The organism is Lysinibacillus sp. NPDC096212 (assembly GCF_044763105.1).
In the GTDB taxonomy this organism is placed as follows: domain Bacteria; phylum Bacillota; class Bacilli; order Bacillales_A; family Planococcaceae; genus Lysinibacillus.
This window is the reverse complement of record NZ_JBIWFQ010000009.1, coordinates 70474-89937: the sequence shown is the minus strand read 5'-3', so window position 1 is coordinate 89937 and position 19464 is coordinate 70474. Positions and strand designations below refer to the sequence as shown.

General features: G+C 38.7%; 22 protein-coding genes. 3 read left to right on the top strand and 19 right to left on the bottom strand.

What is annotated here, in order from left to right:
* Window position 1: 1 nt before the first annotated feature.
* From rsfS to ACIQ7T_RS11200, 8 genes are read right to left on the bottom strand one after another with little or no spacing between them, the layout of a single operon-like run.
* A complete protein-coding gene (gene rsfS, locus ACIQ7T_RS11235) occupies window positions 2-346 on the bottom strand; it encodes a ribosome silencing factor (RefSeq protein ID WP_370079516.1) in 345 nt (114 codons plus the stop codon).
* Window positions 343-915: a bis(5'-nucleosyl)-tetraphosphatase (symmetrical) YqeK gene (yqeK, locus tag ACIQ7T_RS11230; RefSeq protein WP_402870339.1), complete on the bottom strand. Its 573-nt coding sequence runs from the start codon at window positions 913-915 to the stop codon at window positions 343-345. Before yqeK ends, rsfS begins: the two co-directional genes overlap by 4 nt.
* Window positions 884-1474, bottom strand: coding sequence for a nicotinate-nucleotide adenylyltransferase (locus ACIQ7T_RS11225; protein WP_370079518.1), 591 nt, complete (start codon window positions 1472-1474; stop codon window positions 884-886). The genes yqeK and ACIQ7T_RS11225 overlap by 32 nt, the downstream gene beginning before the upstream one ends.
* A 9-nt stretch (window positions 1475-1483) precedes the next feature.
* Entirely contained in the window at window positions 1484-1786 is a 303-nt protein-coding gene (gene yhbY, locus ACIQ7T_RS11220) for a ribosome assembly RNA-binding protein YhbY (protein ID WP_323653381.1), read from the bottom strand.
* A 5-nt stretch (window positions 1787-1791) separates the two neighbouring features.
* Window positions 1792-2622 (bottom strand): shikimate dehydrogenase, encoded by an 831-nt coding sequence (gene aroE, locus ACIQ7T_RS11215; protein ID WP_370079520.1) that lies wholly within the window; start codon window positions 2620-2622, stop codon window positions 1792-1794.
* A 30-nt stretch (window positions 2623-2652) separates the two neighbouring features.
* Window positions 2653-3756 (bottom strand): ribosome biogenesis GTPase YqeH, encoded by a 1104-nt coding sequence (gene yqeH / locus ACIQ7T_RS11210; protein ID WP_370079521.1) that lies wholly within the window; start codon window positions 3754-3756, stop codon window positions 2653-2655.
* Window positions 3753-4274, bottom strand: a complete 522-nt coding sequence (locus ACIQ7T_RS11205) for a YqeG family HAD IIIA-type phosphatase (protein ID WP_049667747.1) — start codon at window positions 4272-4274, stop codon at window positions 3753-3755. Before ACIQ7T_RS11205 ends, yqeH begins: the two co-directional genes overlap by 4 nt.
* A 36-nt stretch (window positions 4275-4310) precedes the next feature.
* Window positions 4311-5093, bottom strand: a complete 783-nt coding sequence (locus tag ACIQ7T_RS11200; protein WP_370079522.1) for a phosphatidylserine decarboxylase — start codon at window positions 5091-5093, stop codon at window positions 4311-4313.
* 136 nt (window positions 5094-5229) lie between these two features.
* Between ACIQ7T_RS11200 and pssA the strand changes: the two genes are divergently transcribed.
* The 3 genes from pssA to ACIQ7T_RS11185 all read left to right on the top strand — a co-directional run bounded on the left by pssA (window position 5230) and on the right by ACIQ7T_RS11185 (window position 6896).
* Window positions 5230-5730, top strand: coding sequence for a CDP-diacylglycerol--serine O-phosphatidyltransferase (gene pssA, locus ACIQ7T_RS11195; protein ID WP_142509087.1), 501 nt, complete (start codon window positions 5230-5232; stop codon window positions 5728-5730).
* A gap of 87 nt (window positions 5731-5817) precedes the next feature.
* Window positions 5818-6525, top strand: coding sequence for an RNA polymerase sporulation sigma factor SigK (gene sigK / locus ACIQ7T_RS11190; protein WP_370079523.1), 708 nt, complete (start codon window positions 5818-5820; stop codon window positions 6523-6525).
* 248 nt (window positions 6526-6773) lie between these two features.
* Entirely contained in the window at window positions 6774-6896 is a 123-nt protein-coding gene (locus tag ACIQ7T_RS11185) for a hypothetical protein (protein ID WP_402870334.1), read from the top strand.
* Between the two features lie 443 nt (window positions 6897-7339).
* On the opposite strand, the gene mtnN is transcribed toward ACIQ7T_RS11185, so the two are convergent.
* The 11 genes from mtnN to ACIQ7T_RS11130 all read right to left on the bottom strand — a co-directional run bounded on the left by mtnN (window position 7340) and on the right by ACIQ7T_RS11130 (window position 19450).
* Complete coding sequence (gene mtnN / locus ACIQ7T_RS11180; RefSeq protein WP_370075346.1) at window positions 7340-8032, bottom strand: 5'-methylthioadenosine/S-adenosylhomocysteine nucleosidase; 693 nt, start codon at window positions 8030-8032, stop codon at window positions 7340-7342.
* A gap of 61 nt (window positions 8033-8093) precedes the next feature.
* Window positions 8094-8747 carry a YrrS family protein gene (locus ACIQ7T_RS11175; protein ID WP_370075347.1) on the bottom strand — a complete coding sequence of 218 codons (654 nt, stop codon included), beginning with the start codon at window positions 8745-8747 and terminating at the stop codon, window positions 8094-8096.
* A gap of 616 nt (window positions 8748-9363) precedes the next feature.
* Window positions 9364-9852: a transcription elongation factor GreA gene (gene greA / locus ACIQ7T_RS11170; RefSeq protein WP_049667741.1), complete on the bottom strand. Its 489-nt coding sequence runs from the start codon at window positions 9850-9852 to the stop codon at window positions 9364-9366.
* 188 nt (window positions 9853-10040) lie between these two features.
* A complete protein-coding gene (gene udk, locus ACIQ7T_RS11165) occupies window positions 10041-10679 on the bottom strand; it encodes a uridine kinase (protein WP_370075348.1) in 639 nt (212 codons plus the stop codon).
* A complete protein-coding gene (locus ACIQ7T_RS11160) occupies window positions 10679-11959 on the bottom strand; it encodes a peptidase U32 family protein (RefSeq protein ID WP_370075349.1) in 1281 nt (426 codons plus the stop codon). The genes udk and ACIQ7T_RS11160 overlap by 1 nt, the downstream gene beginning before the upstream one ends.
* A 14-nt stretch (window positions 11960-11973) precedes the next feature.
* Complete coding sequence (locus tag ACIQ7T_RS11155) at window positions 11974-12906, bottom strand: peptidase U32 family protein (RefSeq protein ID WP_370075350.1); 933 nt, start codon at window positions 12904-12906, stop codon at window positions 11974-11976.
* 5 nt (window positions 12907-12911) lie between these two features.
* Window positions 12912-13544, bottom strand: a complete 633-nt coding sequence (locus ACIQ7T_RS11150) for an O-methyltransferase (protein ID WP_370075351.1) — start codon at window positions 13542-13544, stop codon at window positions 12912-12914.
* Window positions 13545-14399: 855 nt separating this feature from the next.
* The gene (gene mltG / locus ACIQ7T_RS11145) at window positions 14400-15527 is read right to left on the bottom strand and encodes an endolytic transglycosylase MltG (protein WP_402870329.1); all 1128 of its coding nucleotides are present in this window, start codon (window positions 15525-15527) and stop codon (window positions 14400-14402) included.
* A gap of 476 nt (window positions 15528-16003) precedes the next feature.
* Complete coding sequence (locus ACIQ7T_RS11140) at window positions 16004-17191, bottom strand: acyl-CoA dehydrogenase family protein (protein WP_402870327.1); 1188 nt, start codon at window positions 17189-17191, stop codon at window positions 16004-16006.
* Complete coding sequence (locus ACIQ7T_RS11135; protein ID WP_402870324.1) at window positions 17191-18534, bottom strand: LLM class flavin-dependent oxidoreductase; 1344 nt, start codon at window positions 18532-18534, stop codon at window positions 17191-17193. Before ACIQ7T_RS11135 ends, ACIQ7T_RS11140 begins: the two co-directional genes overlap by 1 nt.
* 79 nt (window positions 18535-18613) lie before the next feature.
* Entirely contained in the window at window positions 18614-19450 is an 837-nt protein-coding gene (locus ACIQ7T_RS11130) for a MetQ/NlpA family ABC transporter substrate-binding protein (protein ID WP_370075355.1), read from the bottom strand.
* Window positions 19451-19464: the final 14 nt, after the last annotated feature.

Sequence of the window (19464 nt, the reverse complement as noted above, 5' to 3'; positions counted from 1 at the left end):
CTTAAGCCTCTGGCATGTCTAGTTGCGGTGCATCGCCCCATAGACGCTCTAAGTTATAATAAGCACGTTCATCTTTATGGAATACATGCGCTACTACATCTCCAAGATCGACAAGCACCCAGCGTGCTCCATCAAAGCCTTCTACACGGCGAATTTCATAGCCCTCTTTTTCTGCTATCTCTTGTAATTCACGTGCGATTGCTTGCACTTGGCGGTCAGAATTACCATGGGCAATAATAAAGTAATCTGCTAAAAGTGAAATGCCTTGCATATTTAAAACGACAATATCCTCACCATGTTTGTCGTCAATTGCTTTGTAAGCTGCTTGTAATAAAGTTGAAGTCATCCTTCACTGTCCTCTCTTTTTATCATATCGTTGTAACATTCTATTGATAATGGATAAATTGGTTGTTTTGTGTCAATTAAAAATGCCAATGTATGGCGCACACAAGCACTCATCGCTTTATCCAAATTTTTCTTTGCTTTTTTTCGCAGACGATCAACACCATCAAATTTACGATTAGGTTCAATCATATCTGCAACAAAAATAATTTTTTCTAGACGGCTCATGCCCACGCGTCCTGTTGTATGAAAACGAATAGCATTTAACATATCCTCATCTTTAATGCCAAATTCGCTTTCTGCAATATATGCACCTACTGGACCATGCAGTAATTCACTACCCCAGCCAATAAGGCGAGCATCTAATTTTTCATCACGGACGATGTTCTCCATCCATTCGATATCTGCATATTTCGCAATATCGTGAAGGATGGCAGCTATCTCAGCCTTTTTTTCATCCTCACCATATAATGTTGCTAGCTCAATGGCTGTTTCCATTACACCAATGGTATGAATATAGCGCTTCTCAGGCATGCGTGGCTTAATCGCCGCCAAGTACTGTTCGCGTTCCATATAGACCTTCCTCTCGTATGAACGTCTCTACCGCTTCAGGCAGTAAAAATGTAACCGTTCCTCCAGTAGCAAGTCGTTCACGAATCAGTGTGGACGATAAATCGATTTGGGGAGCTTCCACCATTACTATAGGGTACTCTGTAGTGGCCACTGTTCCTGGACGCTTTACTCCTACAAATTGCACAAGCTTCACTAATTCATCAATACAGTACCATGTATGAAGCGAATCAATCATGTCGCCTCCAATGATAAAGTAAAACTTCACATTAGGCTCACTTATACACATCGCAGAAAGTGTCTTATATGAATAGGATACGCCACCCTTCTCCACCTCATACGACTCCACAGAAAAATACGGATATGGACTTATTGCACGCTTTACCATTTCAAGGCGTTCCTCATCGCTAGCATCATGACGTGCGAACTTATGTGGTGGCAACGCATTGGGCATAAAGCGAACTTCATCTAGATCTAATGCATGCAGTACTTCATTAGCCATCATTAAATGTCCATTATGTGGTGGATTAAACGTACCTCCCAGTAAACCGACCCTTTTCATCGTCTCACCTTATTTCGTTGCTTTTGGTAATGCAATCTTTTTATGATTGCGTGATTCTTTATATAAAACAACTGTCAGACCGATTAATTGCACAAGCTCTGCATGAGCACCTTTAGCAAGTGCTTCTGCAACTTCATGCTTATCCTCTTCACAGTTATCTAAAATACGTACCTTAATCAACTCTCGTACTTCTAATGCTTCACGGATTTGCTTTGTCATTTCGTCATTAACGCCGCCTTTTCCTACTTGGAAAATCGGTGTTAAATGATGTGCTTCTGCACGTAAAAAACGTTTTTGTTTACCTGTTAACATAAAAATTAATTTCCTCCTAATTGCGCCTTTAATTGCGCAATCATTGAATTTGTATTTGGGTATTCACCAAGCCAATGCTCAAAAGCAATAGCCCCTTGATGAACGAACATTCCAAGACCCGTAACGACGGTTGCTCCTTTTTCCTCAGCCGCTTTTAAAAAAGGCGTCATTAATGGATTATACACAATATCGGCTACAATTGCGCCTTTTGCAAGTCGTTCTAATGAAAATGGCATTGAAAAATTGCCCGTAGCAAGTCCAGCCGATGTCATTTGCACTAAAATGCCGAAATCAGCTAATGATTCCTCAGCCTCCGCTAAAGAAATCGCATGACCTACACCCATTTCATCGACAATTGCTTGGGCATTTGCCACTGTGCGGTTAGCAATGGTTAAATTCGTAAAACCTTGCTGTTGCATTGCAAAAGCAATACCACGAGCAGCACCGCCCGCACCAATAAGAAGAACTGGCTTGTCTTTATGTGACTTACCAACCGCTTCTTCTAACGAACGTACAAAACCAACACCGTCTGTATTGTATCCTTTTAATTTTCCTTCTTTTGTTCGGACAACCGTATTAACAGCTCCCATTTTTTTTGCCAACTCATCTAGCTCATCTAAATAAGGAATGATCGCTGTTTTATGTGGGATTGTAATATTCCAGCCACTAGCACCTAATGTTTTCAGGCCAGCAACCGCTGACTCCAAATTTTCAGAAGATACATGCACTGGAATATACGTCGCATCTATTGACATTTCCTCGAACCAAGCATTATGCATCGCCGGGGATTTTGAATGCTCAATCGGATCACCCATAACCGCAAACCATTTCTTCATTTCCTAATCCCTCTTCTCTACTTGTACATCCTAAATTAGTGATGGGCGAATTGATACTTGTACACCCTTTGGGGCATAAGCTGCTACAACTACATTGGCATGCTGCACAGTAATCCATCCAAGACCAGAGAATACAACATCTGTTTTCGCTTCTTTGATAGAGAACTCATGACGCACTAATGGTGGTAGCTGTTCTATAAATTCAGCAGTTGGAGGTGCCAGCAATTCACCCTTATGCTCTGCATACAATGTATCTGCCTTCTCAAGTTTTGTTCGGTGTATTGGTAAGTCATTTGCCACGTGTACCGTAAATGCCGAACGTTCTCCTTGAATAAAGTCAAAACGAGCAAGGGCGCCAATAAATAATGTTTGTCCAGCATTTTGTTGATACACTTTTGGCTTTATTTCTTTTTTAGGCATAATATATTTTAATTCGCTAGAGTCAATATGGTGTGCCATCTGATGGTGATTAATAATTCCCGGTGTGTCATATAATGCACTACCATCATCTAATGGAATTTCAATCATATCTAAAGTGGTACCTGGGAAATGAGAAGTTGTAATAATCTCACCTTCACCAGTAGCCTGCTTGATAATGCGATTAATGAACGTGGATTTCCCAACATTTGTACAACCTACAACATACACATTTTGTCCGTTACGGTACTCATCAATGGCTTCCATTGCTTCGGCCATCCCGTTACCTTTATGGGCACTCACTAAAAGTACATCGACAGGTTGTAGACCTAGAGCCTTCGCTTCACGTTTTAGCCAATTAATCACTTTTTTCGGTTTCACAGATTTCGGTAATAAATCGGCTTTATTCGCGATTAATAACACAGGATTTTTACCTACGAAGCGGTGAAGTCCTGGTAGCCAGCTCCCATTGAAGTCAAATATATCAACAATTTTCACGATTAAGCCTTGCTGTGTTCCAAGACCGTTTAATATGCGTAAAAAGTCGTCATCTGTTAATGAAACTGGTTGAATTTCATTATAATTTTTCAAACGGAAGCAACGTTGGCAAATGACCACGTCTTTTTCTAATGATGATGGGGGTGCATACCCAACTGCTGTTTTATCTTCTGTTTGAATTGTTGTACCACAGCCAATACAATTTGGCATTTCGTTCATTCTTTTTCCTCCCAAGTACTGATTCCTTTTCGTTTTAAATTATTGAACACACGACGTTCAATAAATCGGTTGAATTTTGTTACGAGCCCATCTGATTGTGCAACTGGTTTTACTAGTACCGTATGCAAACCTAAGCGATTAGCGCCCATTACATCTGTTAGTAGTTGGTCTCCTACCATTACTACTTCCTGTGGTCGTAGTCCTAATTGAACAATTGCACTATAAAAGGCATTACGAAGTGGCTTTCTCGCCTTATGAATATAAGGAATACCTAATGGCTCAGCAAATTGCTTAACACGTGCTTCTTTGTTATTCGACGCAATAATAACACGAATGCCTGATTCTTTCATAATGCGCAGCCAAATAATTAGCTCTTCCGTTGCATCTGCACGGTCCCATTCCACAAGCGTATTATCTAAATCCGTAATAATCCCTTTAATACCTAAGTCTTGAAGCTTTTCCGGTGTAATTTCATAAATACTCGTGACAAATTCATCTGGTAATAAAAAATTATACAAAATAGCGACCCCTAATCTAAACGTATTATTCGACCATTATAGCATATTTGCGAAGGCTTCACCCATTCGAATTGGGCTTCCTTGTACAACATTTTCCGTAAATTCTATTGCATCCTTTTCAAACAGCATAACTACTGTTGAGCCGAATGAAAAATATCCGACTTCTTCACCCTTATGCCACTGTGTTGTTGTATTAGTGAGCATGATAGAATTTACAAAGGTAGCACCAACTTTAATAAATGCTATCTGTTGATCATTCGCCACTTTCAGCTCCGTTACTGAACGATAATTGTGTGAAATAGGTTTTTTACCGTATGTAAGACCGAGCTGGTTAACAGGATAAGATTTTTGACCAAGTATATATTGTCTTAGCACTTCCCCATCAATCGGGCTATGAATACGGTGATAATCTGCAGGACTCAAGTAAAACACGATAAAATGTCCATCTGCATATTGTGAAGCACGTTCTGCATTGCCAAGTAAATCATGTAAAGCATAAGGCTTACCCTTTACATGAAATGTCATATCCCATTCGATACGTCCAAAGGATTCCACTTTGGCATCCACTGGACTTACATAAGTAGTGGGATTTTGTTCAATTGGACGTGCATCTTTTAAAAGCTCTCTTGTAAAAAAGTCATGTAAACTTGAAAAATGTTGTTGTTGTTTTGAAACCTCTTCAAGATTAATATCGTATACCTTCATGTAACTCGGAATAATTCGTTTACTCCACTTTGCTTTTGCAATAGATTGCAAAAGATGGGAGGATTGCTTTCCGTTTGTTAATTCAATCAAGCGTTGATATAGTTTTTCTTTCATAAAACAAAACCCCTATCGATTAATTTAGACTGTCAATTTTTTCGCATTCGAAGTATAATGGTACAATATCTTAAGTGCAAAGGAGTGATCCCCCTTGTTTTTTTATCACAAGTTGGTGGATACCACGGTTAAGAAAATGAAATCGCAAGCAGCAAACTTTATCACAATCAGTAATATGTCCTTCGGCGGCGCGGCCATAATGGCTACACTACACGAATACTATAGCTATAGTGTCTTGTTTATCTTTATTGCAGCCCTTCTTGATCGTTATGATGGAAAGGTAGCTAGAGCACTCGGACAAGTGTCTGATCTAGGTAAACAATTAGATTCTATGAGTGATATTATATCATTTGGTGTGGCGCCTGCATTATTAATGTATAAAGTTGTCTTAGTCGACTTTGGTTTCGTCGGCATGACGATGACAGTACTATACATCATCTGCGGTGCGATGAGATTAGCTCGCTTCAATATTACTGAAGCAAACGGCTATTTTACAGGGTTACCAATTACAGCGGCAGGTACGATCTTAACTTTAACGTATTTTGCATCTAATACGTTCCACCCGGCATTTTATCTTTTCCTATTCCCAATACTAGCATTACTAATGATTAGTACAATCTCGTTAAAAAAAGTGTAACAGCGCATTTGCTGTTGCACTTTTTTTCATTTAACACAGTTTTATAACATATACTGTCGAAAAATGGGGAAAGGATGAAATCATTCAATGAGCGGAATTTTTACATCTATGTTGCAGTTATGGCTTGAAATCCCAGCGTTACTTGGCTATTTAAAGGGGCAAACATTCCATAAACCCTTTTCAAAAGAAGAGGAAGCTGCTTGTATTGAACGATTTTTAGGCGGTGATGAGCAAGCGCGTCTCGATCTAATTGAACGCAATATGAGACTCGTTGCACACGTTGTAAAAAAATTCCACCCAAAACATGAACAACTTGATGATTATATTTCCATCGGTACTATTGGTCTGATGAAAGCCGTAGAAAGTTATACGCCTGACAAAAAAACCCGTCTTGCCACTTATGCCGCCCGTTGTATCGAAAATGAAATTTTAATGCATCTGCGTACACAGAAAAAAGTGCAAAAAGATGTTAGCTTATTTGAGCCAATCGGTACAGATAAAGATGGTAATGCACTACAAATCCGAGATCTCTTACAATGCGATGAAGAAAGTGCAACAGAAAAACTTGAACATAAAGAGCATGTTGCACAACTATATCATTATTTGCATATGCTTGACGATCGTGAACTCGAAATCGTTACACTCCGCTATGGTCTAAACCAGCAAGATGCACTTACACAAAAGGAAATCGCTGCACGTTTAAATATTTCTCGTAGTTATGTATCTCGCATTGAAAAGCGAGCTCTTATTAAACTCTATCAATTATATAAACGAGATCAAAAGATTATTGAGTAATATATTGTAAATTGATACTTATAAAATTTCAACATTCCCATTACTTTATTCTGCAATTAATCTTGTATTTTTTGTTACAAAAGTACCCCTTAGGCTGGTCACCATAACGTAGAGTTGATTTTCGTTCCGACTGACGCTCTCCCGTGGGCGTCTGATGAGCCTCTTGGGGTAATAGGGTATTTTTGTGCGAAAGCGGAGCGGCAGCAACAATATGTTTTGTCTGTGCGAAAGCGGAGCGCAGCAACAACATGTTTTGTCTGTGCGAAAGCGGAACGCAGCAACAACATGTTTTGTCTGTGCGAAAGGAAGCGGCAACAACAACAACAACAGGAGGTTGGTACAAAGGCGTTGTCACAGACGTGATGTTTTAGCCTTTGTTCCCCTACCTGCTCGCTCCAGGGTCTAATCTGTGACGTTAATCCCCAAAGAGTCGCCTAGCTTCCACTCCAATACTTATATACAAAACATACGTTTTAGCAAACATCATCCCTAACTTTTAGTAATAAGCCAATCCTTAGCAAGTTAGCGTAATAAATGAAGTAATAAAAAAACTCTCTTGCGATTTTCAATCGCAAGAGAGTTTTTTATTCTGCAGATTCTGATAGTTCTACTGAAATAAGTGTACCGAGTAACATTGTTATAATGACTACACCTGCTGTTAAAAATAGCATTATGAATGCCTCCCATCTAAATATGAAGAGATTTATTTAACATCAGTTTAGCATTAGTGAGACCTTTAAACTGTGATTTTTCTCACACTAAAAGCCACTCATTTTGACTATTTTGTGTAGTTTATTTCACAGATTTTTAGACTTTATAATGATTCGATAGCTTTTAGTACGATTTGTGTGGAATGCTTTGCAGCTACTGGTAAAAACTCATCGAAGCTAAGATTCGATTCTTTTCCAGCAATATCTGATAAAGCACGAATAACAACAAACGGAGTACCAAATTGATAACATACTTGTGCAACAGCAGCTGCTTCCATCTCCACTGCCTTCATTTGTGGGAAATGACGACGAACAGCTTCTACACGAACAGGATCATTCATAAAGGCATCACCTGAGCAAATTAAGCCAATACCATATTGGTGCTCTCCTACAGCCTCTACTGCCTCTTCAGCGACTTTCATAAGTTTTTCATCCGATTTATAAGCTGCTGGCATACCTGCCATCTGCCCCATTTCATAACCGAAAATTGTTACATCTACATCATGATGACGAACTTCATCTGAAATAACAACTGCGCCAACTTCAAGAGTTTCATCATAGCCTCCGGCAGAGCCCGTATTAATGACTACGTCAGGCTTGAATTCATGTAATAGAATAGTAGTTGACATTGCGGCATTTACTTTACCAATACCACTTTTTAATAAAACTACCTCTTTCCCTTTATAAGTTCCTGTTGTATACTCACTGCCTGCGATTGTTGTGCTTTTTGCTTGCTCTAATGATGCTCGTAAAAGCTCTACTTCCTCTTCCATTGCGCCGATTACTGCAATTTTCATCTCTCTGTTACTTCCCTTCTTTATTCAACTCTATTAAAAATAATAAAACGAGTTATTTTCGTCAATAGGCTCCGTTTAATGTATTTAGTTGCTCAAGTTTTACTGGTGTCCAGCCTTCGTTGTCGACCCATTCCATGCTAACACGATACATTTTTGTCTTATCACTCGTTGAAACTGTTGCAATAGCCGAATTAGCGCTACCGTTATTTCCCATACGCCAGATAATCATATTGTCCTTTTCGATGCCTGTAACTGCCGCAACTGTTGCTACCTTCTCAGCCCAGTCTACTGATCCATCATCGTAAGAAGACACATGCTGACCTGTTTGTGTTGTAGGTGTAGGTTCCCAATTTTTATTTGTTATGACCTTGTCAACAATTGGGTTATCTGAAGTAGTTTCAGTAGTAGTGTCCTGTTCAGATGTTTGAGATTCTTCTGTAGGCTCTTCCTTTGCTGGTTTTTCCTCCTGAGCTGATTCATCATTATTTTGCTCTTTAGAAGGCTCTTCCTTCACATCTTTTTTATCGTTCTTCTGCTCTTGTATTGGCTCGTCTTTCTCAGCCTTTCCTGCATCATCCTGCCATTTAAACACAAATGTTGCTGTTATAATAATTAATATCACGACAATACCAATTAAAACATTCAATAGTTTATCTAGCTTTTTATTACGAGATGGCTGCAAATGACGACTGCTTCGAGTTTTTCGTTCACTCATGAAGTCTCCCCCTCTCTAGCCAATATTCTATCAAGTTCAACAGTACTTGCAAAATAATTGTGCTCATATATTTTTTCATAGAGAAAAATATAGACATCTCGACGTATATTCTAATAGATTTTTGTATTATCACCAAAACGTGTGGTTGATTTCCGTTCCGACTGGGCGCTTTGTTGTTGCTGACGCTTCGCTTTCGCACAGAGCAAAGCTTCCTGGGGGCGTCCGATGAGCCGCTTGGGGCAACAGATGTTTTTTTGCGCGAAAGCGTAGTGCTAACGTAGCGGCAGCAGCAGGATGTTGGTCACGAAGGCGTTATAACAGGACGTGATGGTTTTAGCCTTCGTTCCCCTATTGCTAATCCCCAAGGAGCCGCCCAGCCTCCACTCCAATCAACTTATTTACATAGTATACGTTTTAACAAAAGTCCTACAACTTTTGGTGATGAACCAGATTTTTACCATCGATGTAAAAGCTTACATAGAAAGTGTAGATTCAAGAATCCATATCTCATTGGCGTTGTTGTTGCTGTCGCTTCGCTTTCGCACAGACAATGCTAAATGAAGATAAAAGCAGCTAGCTCTCTTTTGAAAAGATTAGCTAACTGCTTGTACCAAAATTATTTTATTGAAATAATTTTAACTTTCATTTCACCACCAGGTGTTTGAACGACAACCTCTTCGCCTTCAGCACGGCCTAGCAAGCCTTTAGCAATTGGTGATTCATTTGAAATACGGAATTCCATTGGATCTGCCTCAGCCGAACCAACAATTGTATACGATTCCTCATCTGTTGATGGTTTCCCATTAATAACTTCTACAAATGTAACCGTTTTCCCTAGTGATACAACACTGTTGTCTGTTTCGTCCTCAGAAATAATAACTGCGTTACGAATCATAGATTTTAATGTAGAAATTCGACCTTCTAAAAAGGCTTGTTCTTCTTTTGCAGAATCATACTCAGCGTTTTCAGAAAGATCCCCGAAATCACGCGCAATTTTAATACGTTCTACGATTTCCTTACGTGTTTCCGTTTCTAATTTCACTAATTCTTCTTCTAATTTTCTTTTACCTTCAGCTGTCATTGGGTACTGTTTTTCGTTTGCCAAAGTTCTTCACTCCTTGTTTTCGTCAATATAAAAACATAAAACTCGATTAAGTGGCTTAGTAGGATGCACTTAATCGAATTTTATTATTTTTAAACGGTTTCAAATTACTCTTTGACCTAATAGTATGCATGCCTTTCTGAAATATGTACAGATATGCATGTAAATATTGTCAATACCACTCTATCTTATTACAATACGTTGTCGGTTTCAAGGATAGTTTTAATCTTAGTTACCATTAAATCAATCGCAACCTCATTATCCCCGCCCTCTGGAATAATAATATCAGCATAACGTTTCGTCGGTTCAATAAATAGATTATGCATTGGACGCACTGCCGATAAATATTGATCGATTACAGAATCTGTTGTACGTCCGCGCTCTTTAATATCACGCATTATACGACGAATAATACGTAAATCTGAGTCCGTATCTACAAATAATTTAATGTCCATTAAATCACGCAAATCTGCATCTTCTAACACTAAAATACCTTCTAGTATAATAACATCAACAGGCTCTACATGAATAACTTCTTTAGCTCTTGTATGCTGCACATAATCATATACTGGCTTTTCGATTGGTTGACGGACCAATAATTTTTTTATGTGTTCAATTAACAAATCATTATCAAACGCTAACGGATGGTCATAGTTTGTACCTAAACGCTCCTCAAACGTTAAATGACTTTGATCTTTATAATAAAAATCTTGTTCAATTACAACTACTGAATGATCGCGGAAAACATCATAAATAGCACGGGTCACACTCGTTTTTCCCGAGCATGAACCACCAGCGATTCCGATGACGACTGGACGCTTTGCTGCCATTAATTATTCTCCTTTCGCATCATGTTATGTGGTTTTAATGGTGTATCGCATTTAAATTTAACAATTTGTAGTGGATGACGTGCAGCATCTAAGCTATTGCCATCCTCATCCCAAATTTCACCCATTGTAAGACGGAAATTTTCGATTTCTGGTCCAAAGAACTCTACCTCATCACCAGGTTTAAAATAGTTGCGTTGTTGCATTGTAACTATTTTCGTTTCTGGGTCATGCTCTAAAATTAAACCAGCAAACTCATAAGTCGTTTTGCGGCCATGTACACCAAACATTTGCTCCTCGTGGCCAGGGGCATCATGGAAGAATGCTTCAGCAGTATCACGGTTAGCACATTTGTCTAGTTCCTCGAGCCATTCACGTTTAATTTTGAAATTTTCAGGGTCAGCACAATAAGCGTCAATCACTTTGCGGTACACTGAAACAACTGTAGCCACATAATGAATGGATTTCATACGACCTTCTACTTTTAATGAATCAATACCAAGCTCAATCATATGTGGAATTGCTTCAATCAGCTTTAAGTCTTTCGGACTCATTGCAAAAGGTGCATGATTATCATCGAAAAGTGCCTTTTCTTCGCCATCTTCTAGCTCATATAAATCATAGTCCCAGCGGCAAGATTGACAGCAACCACCACGGTTAGAGTCACGAGCAGTCATGTGATTTGAAAGTACACAACGACCAGAATAGGCTATACACATTGCTCCATGAACGAATGCCTCAATTTCAATATCGACTTTTTCCTTCATCAGCTTCATTTCTTCGCCGCCCACTTCACGTGCTAATACTACACGATGTAAGCCTTCTTCTTTCCAATACTGTACTGCCTTCCAGTTCGATAAAGATTGCTGTGTAGAAAGGTGAATTTCAAGCTTTGGTGCAGCTGTACGGCATGTTTCAATGATTAGTGGATCCGCTACAATAATGCCTGTAACACCTGCAGATTCAATATCTTGTAAATATTGCTCTAAGCCGTCCATATTTTCATTATGGGCGAAAATATTTGTCGTAACATATATTTTTGCACCGTATTTATTGGCGAATTCAACACCTTCGCGCATTTCTTCAATTGAGAAGTTATCTGCGTTTGAACGTAGACCGAACTCTCGTCCACCGATAAATACAGCATCTGCTCCATAATGAACTGCTACTTTTAATTTTTCTAAACTACCTGCAGGGGCAAGTAGCTCTGGTTTTTTTGTAATGACACGTTTACCGTCTACAATCTCACGGATTTTGTCATTTTGTTCTAATACTAATGCCATGTTCTTGCCACCTCCTAGTAAACTGTTTCCTTGAAGATAAAGCCAGTATCAAGAGGTCTGATGGCAGGCTGAATATCTTCAATTTTAGCTAATAAATCATCTTTAATATCTTCATACGCATCTTCTGATTCGTCAAAATATGTGTCAATTGCTTGACGATAAGCTTCTGTTACTGTGTTCACATATTCTGGCGTTTGAAGAACACCTTCAATTTTCAATGCATCAATGCCACCTTCGAATAATTCGCCAAGCTCATCAATAATGCACATATCGTTTGGACTGAAAATATGAGTACCATTAGCGTCCTCATAAATTGGATATTTATTATTACGTTCATCATCGTGAATGAACATATTGCGATTTTCCTTACGATTTTCAATTTCCATTACTTTATCTTGATATAAGAAATAATGGCCTAGTAATGGACGTTTTGATTGGAACATACATGTCATTCCATGTACTTGAACCTCAATCTCTACTTCTGTATTTTCTTTAATTTCTAGCACTTCATCTAAAGAAAGTTCACGTGAAAGCACTGCACGAGTTGCCCCGCGTTTTCCCCAATAATTTGCAGTAAACCAGTTCGTTGCAGTCGTTTCCGGATTCCAGTGTAGCGGTATTGTTACACCTTGCTCACGGCGGATGATTAATACTGCTGGATCACCATAAATTAAACGGTCGACACCAATACGTTGCATTTCTTTTAAATATTCGGCAAGCGCATCCAATTTTTCATTATGGAATAACGCATTTACCGCAACATAAACCTTTTTACCCGCTGCATGAATTAGCTTTGTAGCCTCTTCCACTTCACTTACAGAAAATTCTCCTGCTAGGCGCAGACCAAATTGTTGTTCGCCAATGACAAAAGCATCTGCTCCAGCCTGTAAAAGGTCTTTTACATGGTCCACTGATTGCGGTGTAACAAGCAATTCAGGTTTTTTCATAATAGTCACCTCTTCAAACATAATAATAAACCATCACCAACTGGTAAAAATGCACTTGTATAATCAGGGTGCTGCATAATCCATTCGGTGAAGTTTTTTAAATTGCGAATCATTGTACGCTTACGACGCGGAACATCTTTTAAATCCAAATCTGATAAGCCATGCATATACATATTATCGATATACAGAACTCCGCCAGATTTTACAAGAGGCGCATACTTTTCAAAAAAGCGTTGATATTGTCCCTTTGCAGCATCGATAAAAACTGCATCGAAGGTCGTTTGAATTGCTTCATCATTCACTTCTAAGGCGTCACCCTCAATGACTGTAATACGATCTGATACTGTAGAACGTTCAATATAAGCCCTTGCTCTTGTAACACGCTCTGCATCACGTTCGATTGTAACGATTTGCACATTTGGTAAAGCCTCTGCCATTCTTATTGCAGAATAACCAATTGCTGTACCAATCTCTAAAATTTTCGACGGATTTTGAATACGTAGCAGTTGATTTAGTGCATCAATGCCTGAAAGTTGCATAATCGGTACATGATTCTCCTCCGCAAATGCTTCCATTTCTAAAAGCAATTCATTACGTGGTTGAATAAATGATTGTATATATGCATCTGATAATTCCATTTTTTTAGTTCACCCTCATATCAATTATGCCTCGGCATAATTGTGTCTGGAATCGGCTTTGTGCTTAGGCCTGCACGAGGGCCGACACGATGTCGGTCATTTCGGTAATGCCACAGGACGTGGCGCTTTTACCGAGGGCCAACACGATGTTGGTCATTTCGATAATGCCACAGGACGTGGCGCTTTTACCGATGCAGGTCAGTTAGCCGTTATCGCATGGATGCGATGATTTTAGGCTAACATCCTCTAAGAATTCCTTTCCGATTTCCGTGACATCCGCCGGAGGCTTTAACTTCTTTCAGCGGATATTTGTACACAGCTGAAAAGTGACTTAAAATCGCATTCATCTCCCCGCCAATAGAGGTGGGAGACACTTGTACCTGTCGCTTCGCTTTCGCTCATATGACATTTGTAGCTGACACTTCACTTTCGCTACATATGACATTTGTAGCTGACACTTCACTTTCGCTACATAAGACATTTGTAGCTGACGCTTCACTTTCGCTACATAAGACATTTGTAGCTGACGCTTCACTTTCGCTACATAAGACATTTGCTGAAAGAAGTTAAAAGGCAACGAGCAATACTCGTTGTCTGTACTTCATCATTTAGCAACAAAAAGAAAAAGACCAAACGTGATGTCTTGGTACTTCGTCATACAAAAATGAGCAATTGTTTTTATAAGCTCCAAACAATTGCCACCACGTATATTATTCCGCATTAACGGACTGATTGAATTTTTTCCATGCGGATTGATTAAAAATCACAATTTATAATAGCACGAAAATAGAAGGAAAGCTATTTTTCTTTCCTTCTATCCACATTATTGCTATTTATTTTTTCTATTTAAAGTACTTACTCTGCTTTTTTTATATATTTATCTACTTTCAGTAAATGTTCATCATACGTTTTCGAGAAGTGGTTGACACCTTTTTTATCCGCTAAGAAGTATAGATAGTCCGTTTTACTTGGATTAAGCACTGCTTCAATCGAAGTTTTCCCTGCACCCGCAATAGGACCTGGTGGTAAGCCTTTATTTTTGTAAGTATTATAGGCATTATCTACTTCTAAATCTTTATATAGGACACGATCTTTATGGGAACCAAGCGCATATAAAACAGTTGGATCTGTTTGTAATGGCATCCCTCGATCGATACGGTTATAGAATACGCTCGCAATCGTTTCTCGATCTGTTTGGGCAGTGGCTTCTCTTTCCAATAATGAAGCAAATGTTAATAATTGATGTACTGACATTTTCTTTTCAGTTAGAGCATCGTTGTAATTTTTCACAACCTTGTTCATTGCTCCTACCATTTCGTCTACAATCGATTCTAATGATGGTTTTTCTTCGAAATAAGAATAAGTTGCAGGGAATAAATAGCCCTCTAAATCATATCGAATATTATCAGCTAAAACCGCATCTGTCACAAGCTCAGGGTATTTAGCCTTCATTTGTTGTACAAACGCATCGCTTGTTACTAAGTCCATAAATTCTTTTTGAGTGTAAGGCGTTTTCTTTTCCACAATATCACCAATTTGTTCAAGTGTTAAACCTTCAGGAATTGTCATTGTAAAGACTGGCGTACGATAAACCTTCCCTGTTTTTAAACTTTCGATTAGCTCATCCAATGTCATTGCTTGTGTTAAATCATAGTTCCCTGCTTGGAACTGGGATTCATTTTTAAATTTAGCATAATATTTAAAAACACGAGCATCTTTAATAACCCCTTTCTTCTCTAATAGAGTTGAAATAGAGCTTAAAGTTGAGCCTATTGGTACTTCAACTGCTATTGTTTTAGTTGCATCTGGATCCACTGGTTTTAAAGCACTCTTCACATAACTATAACCAAGTATACCGACAATCCCTGATATTAGAACAAAAGCAATTGCTACAATAGCAACGATTTTTCTCACAATTTTTACCTCGGATTTTCTTTCTTGCATTTTTGCAAACATTTCTTGTTTTTTCGAACCGTTATTCACGGGTTTCCCCCCTATCACTCCATTATCATACTAGAAATCAACTTTCACGACAAACAGAAATAGAAAATCAGTAAAAATAGATCACTTAAAAATAGATTGCGACAAAAAGATAAATATAATAAATCAAAGTTGATTTACAGTCAACAAACTAAAACAATATAGAAATCTAGATGGATAGGTTGGCAAATTAGGAACGGAAAGCCCTTCAGTAGAAAAGCAAAAATCTGCCAACTATATCGTTAGCAGATTCAATAATATTCTCCTCACGTCAACGGTTGGAAAACTTACTATATCAAAATCAATTTTGCCTCGGCATAAGTGCGTTCAGAATCGGCTTTGTGCTTTTGCCTGCACGAGGGCAGACACGATGTCGGTCACTCAGTCGTGTGTTGTTGTTGCTTTGCTTTGCTTTGATTTGCTTCGCTTTCGCTACAGAAAATAATTGCTGTATGAAATTAAAGTGATCCAAGTGATCCCTATAATTGAAAAGCTTCTTGTTTGACATCGATTAACAAACCCTTTGCAAGCTGTGCAATAACTACATCATCAGCTGGAGGATTAAAACGACTACATTGAACATCTCGAAAAAGTCGCTGTAATTTATTAGCTTTAGATAGACTTCGTCCCCCAACAACTTGCATTGCTTTTGTTACGATGTCAATCGCATTGTTACAAATAACATACTTTGCAATACTAACATCTTCAGAAAGCTGATCCTTAATCGCTGGATTTTGTTCTACTTGCGCTGCAATACTATACAATGTTCGCCGTGCTGTGCGATATAGCACTTCTATTTCACCCATTTTTTGTTGGACATGACTAGCGTGTGCGATTGTATTTTCTAAGCTGTATGAATAGGTATTTTTAGCAAAATCAATTACATAATCCCGAGCTGCACCCGCAACTCCTAAGTAAACAGCTGGAATTTCTAACGAGTAGACGCGACCATCAGCTAAAAAACGATTCACTTCATTTGGACGATGTTTGTATAGCAATGCCTCCTCTGGAACAAACGTTTCATGAAAAATAATGTCATGACTACCCGTTGCCCGCATTCCCATCGCATCCCATGTATTAATAACCTCCACCTGATCATTTTTGGTTATTAAAAATTCCGCTGTTAAATTTTCTTCTTCAATATAGGCGATAATCGTAAATTGTTTTAATATTGGGGCTAAGGAAGCAAAAGCCTTTTCACCTGTAATGATATAGCCTCCATGCACTTTTTTAGCAATTGTTCCAGGTAAACTTCCACGAGAAATATTTCCCTTCCCTCGCTCGCTATTTATAATATTTAAGAGAGAACCTTCTTTAACTGCTTTATGGCACAATTCCGCAAATATAGGATCAGGCCATGTCTTCGCCTCCCGAACATTTAAAAAAGTTAATAAGTGCCACCCAACAGACAATGCAGTAGAAGCATCTCCTTTAGCTAATTGTTCCTGTACTAATAACATTTCATAAAGGGAAATTTCCTCACCGCCGTATTTTTTCGGCACCGTTAATTTAAAATAGCCAGCATCCTCCAATATTTTAAAATGCTCAAACGGAAATTCTCCACTCTTATCATATTTACCAGCTGTCTTGTCAATTTGTTGTGCCAATTCAAAAGCATACTGAACTAGCTGTTGCTCACGTTCGTTTCGAATAAAAACATCACTCATCAATGAGTCACCTTGCTTTTAGTAAATCTATTTTGTGGTTTTTTCAGTCCTAAATGTTCCCTAAGTGTGGATCCTGTATATTCTTTACGATAAATATCACGCTCTTGTAAAATTGGCACAACCTTGTTCACAAAATCCTCTAAATCGCGTGGCAATAAAGGAAACTGTAACATAAAGCCATCTGCCGCTTCTTCTGTAATCCAACGTTCCATCTCATCGGCAATTTGCGTTGCTGTCCCAACAAAGGCATCACGCTTTGCAGGGCCAAAAAGGCGCGCATATAATTCACCGACTTTTAAATTTTCTTTTTTGATAATCTCCAAATGCTCGTAGAAATGACTTTGAATACTATTGACCTCAGGAAAATCCACTTCGATTGCAGGTGTATCTAACGAGTATTTTGAGAAATCAACATTTCCCATATAACCCGAAACAAATTTTAAGCTCTCATATGGGTCAATCAACGCTTGTAATTCATTATACTTACGAATGGCCTCTTCCTCCGTATCCCCCACAATTGGCGATATCCCTTGTAACACAAGTAACTCCTCATCGGTGCGCCCAAAGAGAGCAAGCTGTGCCTTTAAGTGGCGATAATGCTCCTTGGACTTCCCTATATCGTCCCAATGAACAAAAACGACCTCCGCTGTTCGCGCTGCTAATGTTTGCCCTGGTTTTGAAGCACCAGCCTGCACAATAACAGGCTGACCCTGAACGGAACGTGCAATATTCAACGGACCTTTCACTGATAAATATTTACCTTTAAAAGCGGTCTCATGTACTTTATTGCGATCATAAAAAATATTATGATCACGGTCGTAGACAAAAGCATCGTCCTCCCATGAATCCCATAATGACTGCACTACATCGATGAATTCCTCCGCGCGTTCATAGCGATGATCGTGCTCCCAATGCTTGTCACGGCTAAAGTTTAAAGCCGTATGCCCTGTGGCATCTGCTGTTGTCACTAGATTCCAACCGACTCTACCATTACTAATATGATCTACGGACATTAGCTGCCTTGCTAACACATATGGCTCACTATATGTGGTTGATGCAGTTGCCCCAAGTCCGATTTTGGTTGTCGCAGCTGCTAAAGCTGTAATCTGTATAAGAGGATCAAAGCGATTTAAAATATGTGGATGTGATTCATGATTGATCGCTAAACTATCCGCAACAAAAGCAATATCAAACTTGCCCTTTTCAGCAATTTGCGCCGCCTTTTGTAATGCATTAATATCGATGCTTGCATTAACTTTTGCAGACGGATGTTTCCAAGCTGCCACATGCATTCCTGCCCCAATTAAATATAACGCAAGCTTTAACTCCTTTTTCTTAGTCATTTTCTCGTCATCTCCCTTAATATGAATCAATTTCGCTGTCGCACAAATAAACAGAGGCAATAGGCCAATACAGTGTTGATCAATGAAGATAAAAGTCTTTCCATGTAGCTAATTCATCTAATGGCATTTTTATAGGAATATAATTGCCATTAGAAATATCTTTAATGAAATTGGCAGTTTCTTCACGCTGATAGATGTCAACAATTTTTAAAAATGTCTTATTGTCCTTATCTTCAGGCCTTGCCACGATAACATTAATAAATGGCTTCGCCGTTTCATTCTCATGAATAATGGCATCTTTCAATAGTAAGCCTGCTTCGACGGCAACCCCATTATTAATGACCGCAAAATCGGCATCTTCCATAACCCTCGGTGTCGTCGCACCATCTACTGGTAAAATGTTTAATTTTTTCGGATTATCTTTAATTCGGTCCTCTCCACCATTACCATCAAAATTATCCGTAACCGTCAATAAGCCATATTCTTGTAGCAGCAATAAAGCTCTACCCCAGTTAGAAGGATCATTTGGTACAGCAATTTTCGCTCCCTCTTTCATATCATCCAAAGATTTATATTTGTTTGAATATAAGCCTATCGGAGCCATAATTGTTGTGCCAATCGCCTGTAAATCTGTTCTGTTATTTGTATTAAATAAATTTAAGTAAGCGACATGCTGAAACGCATTGATATCAACCTCTCTCTCCGCCAATGCTTGGTTCGGGTCGTATTGTGCTGAGAATGTCACTAAATCGAGGTTAATATCTTCCTTTGCAGCCTGTTCTTTTATATACTCCCATGTTTTCAATTCCGAGCTACGGATACCAACCTTCACAGTATCTTTTTCATCTGCTTTTGCACAAGCAACTAGTAGGAACAGTAATGCAATTAAACTTAATAGATAATTTAGTTTCCTCATATCAAAATTCTCCT

What these genes read in the sequence shown, in the direction of transcription:
- rsfS (WP_370079516.1), bottom strand. Translation starts at nt 346, where the DNA reads ATGACTTCAACTTTATTACAAGCAGCTTACAAAGCAATTGACGACAAA.
- yqeK (WP_402870339.1), bottom strand. Translation starts at nt 915, where the DNA reads ATGGAACGCGAACAGTACTTGGCGGCGATTAAGCCACGCATGCCTGAG.
- ACIQ7T_RS11225 (WP_370079518.1), bottom strand. Translation starts at nt 1,474, where the DNA reads ATGAAAAGGGTCGGTTTACTGGGAGGTACGTTTAATCCACCACATAAT.
- yhbY (WP_323653381.1), bottom strand. Translation starts at nt 1,786, where the DNA reads ATGTTAACAGGTAAACAAAAACGTTTTTTACGTGCAGAAGCACATCAT.
- aroE (WP_370079520.1), bottom strand. Translation starts at nt 2,622, where the DNA reads ATGAAGAAATGGTTTGCGGTTATGGGTGATCCGATTGAGCATTCAAAA.
- yqeH (WP_370079521.1), bottom strand. Translation starts at nt 3,756, where the DNA reads ATGAACGAAATGCCAAATTGTATTGGCTGTGGTACAACAATTCAAACA.
- ACIQ7T_RS11200 (WP_370079522.1), bottom strand. Translation starts at nt 5,093, where the DNA reads ATGAAAGAAAAACTATATCAACGCTTGATTGAATTAACAAACGGAAAG.
- pssA (WP_142509087.1), top strand. Translation starts at nt 5,230, where the DNA reads ATGAAATCGCAAGCAGCAAACTTTATCACAATCAGTAATATGTCCTTC.
- sigK (WP_370079523.1), top strand. Translation starts at nt 5,818, where the DNA reads ATGAGCGGAATTTTTACATCTATGTTGCAGTTATGGCTTGAAATCCCA.
- ACIQ7T_RS11185 (WP_402870334.1), top strand. Translation starts at nt 6,774, where the DNA reads ATGTTTTGTCTGTGCGAAAGCGGAACGCAGCAACAACATGTTTTGTCT.
- mtnN (WP_370075346.1), bottom strand. Translation starts at nt 8,032, where the DNA reads ATGAAAATTGCAGTAATCGGCGCAATGGAAGAGGAAGTAGAGCTTTTA.
- ACIQ7T_RS11175 (WP_370075347.1), bottom strand. Translation starts at nt 8,747, where the DNA reads ATGAGTGAACGAAAAACTCGAAGCAGTCGTCATTTGCAGCCATCTCGT.
- udk (WP_370075348.1), bottom strand. Translation starts at nt 10,679, where the DNA reads ATGGCAGCAAAGCGTCCAGTCGTCATCGGAATCGCTGGTGGTTCATGC.
- ACIQ7T_RS11160 (WP_370075349.1), bottom strand. Translation starts at nt 11,959, where the DNA reads ATGGCATTAGTATTAGAACAAAATGACAAAATCCGTGAGATTGTAGAC.
- ACIQ7T_RS11155 (WP_370075350.1), bottom strand. Translation starts at nt 12,906, where the DNA reads ATGAAAAAACCTGAATTGCTTGTTACACCGCAATCAGTGGACCATGTA.
- ACIQ7T_RS11150 (WP_370075351.1), bottom strand. Translation starts at nt 13,544, where the DNA reads ATGGAATTATCAGATGCATATATACAATCATTTATTCAACCACGTAAT.
- ACIQ7T_RS11140 (WP_402870327.1), bottom strand. Translation starts at nt 17,191, where the DNA reads ATGAGTGATGTTTTTATTCGAAACGAACGTGAGCAACAGCTAGTTCAG.
- ACIQ7T_RS11135 (WP_402870324.1), bottom strand. Translation starts at nt 18,534, where the DNA reads ATGACTAAGAAAAAGGAGTTAAAGCTTGCGTTATATTTAATTGGGGCA.
- ACIQ7T_RS11130 (WP_370075355.1), bottom strand. Translation starts at nt 19,450, where the DNA reads ATGAGGAAACTAAATTATCTATTAAGTTTAATTGCATTACTGTTCCTA.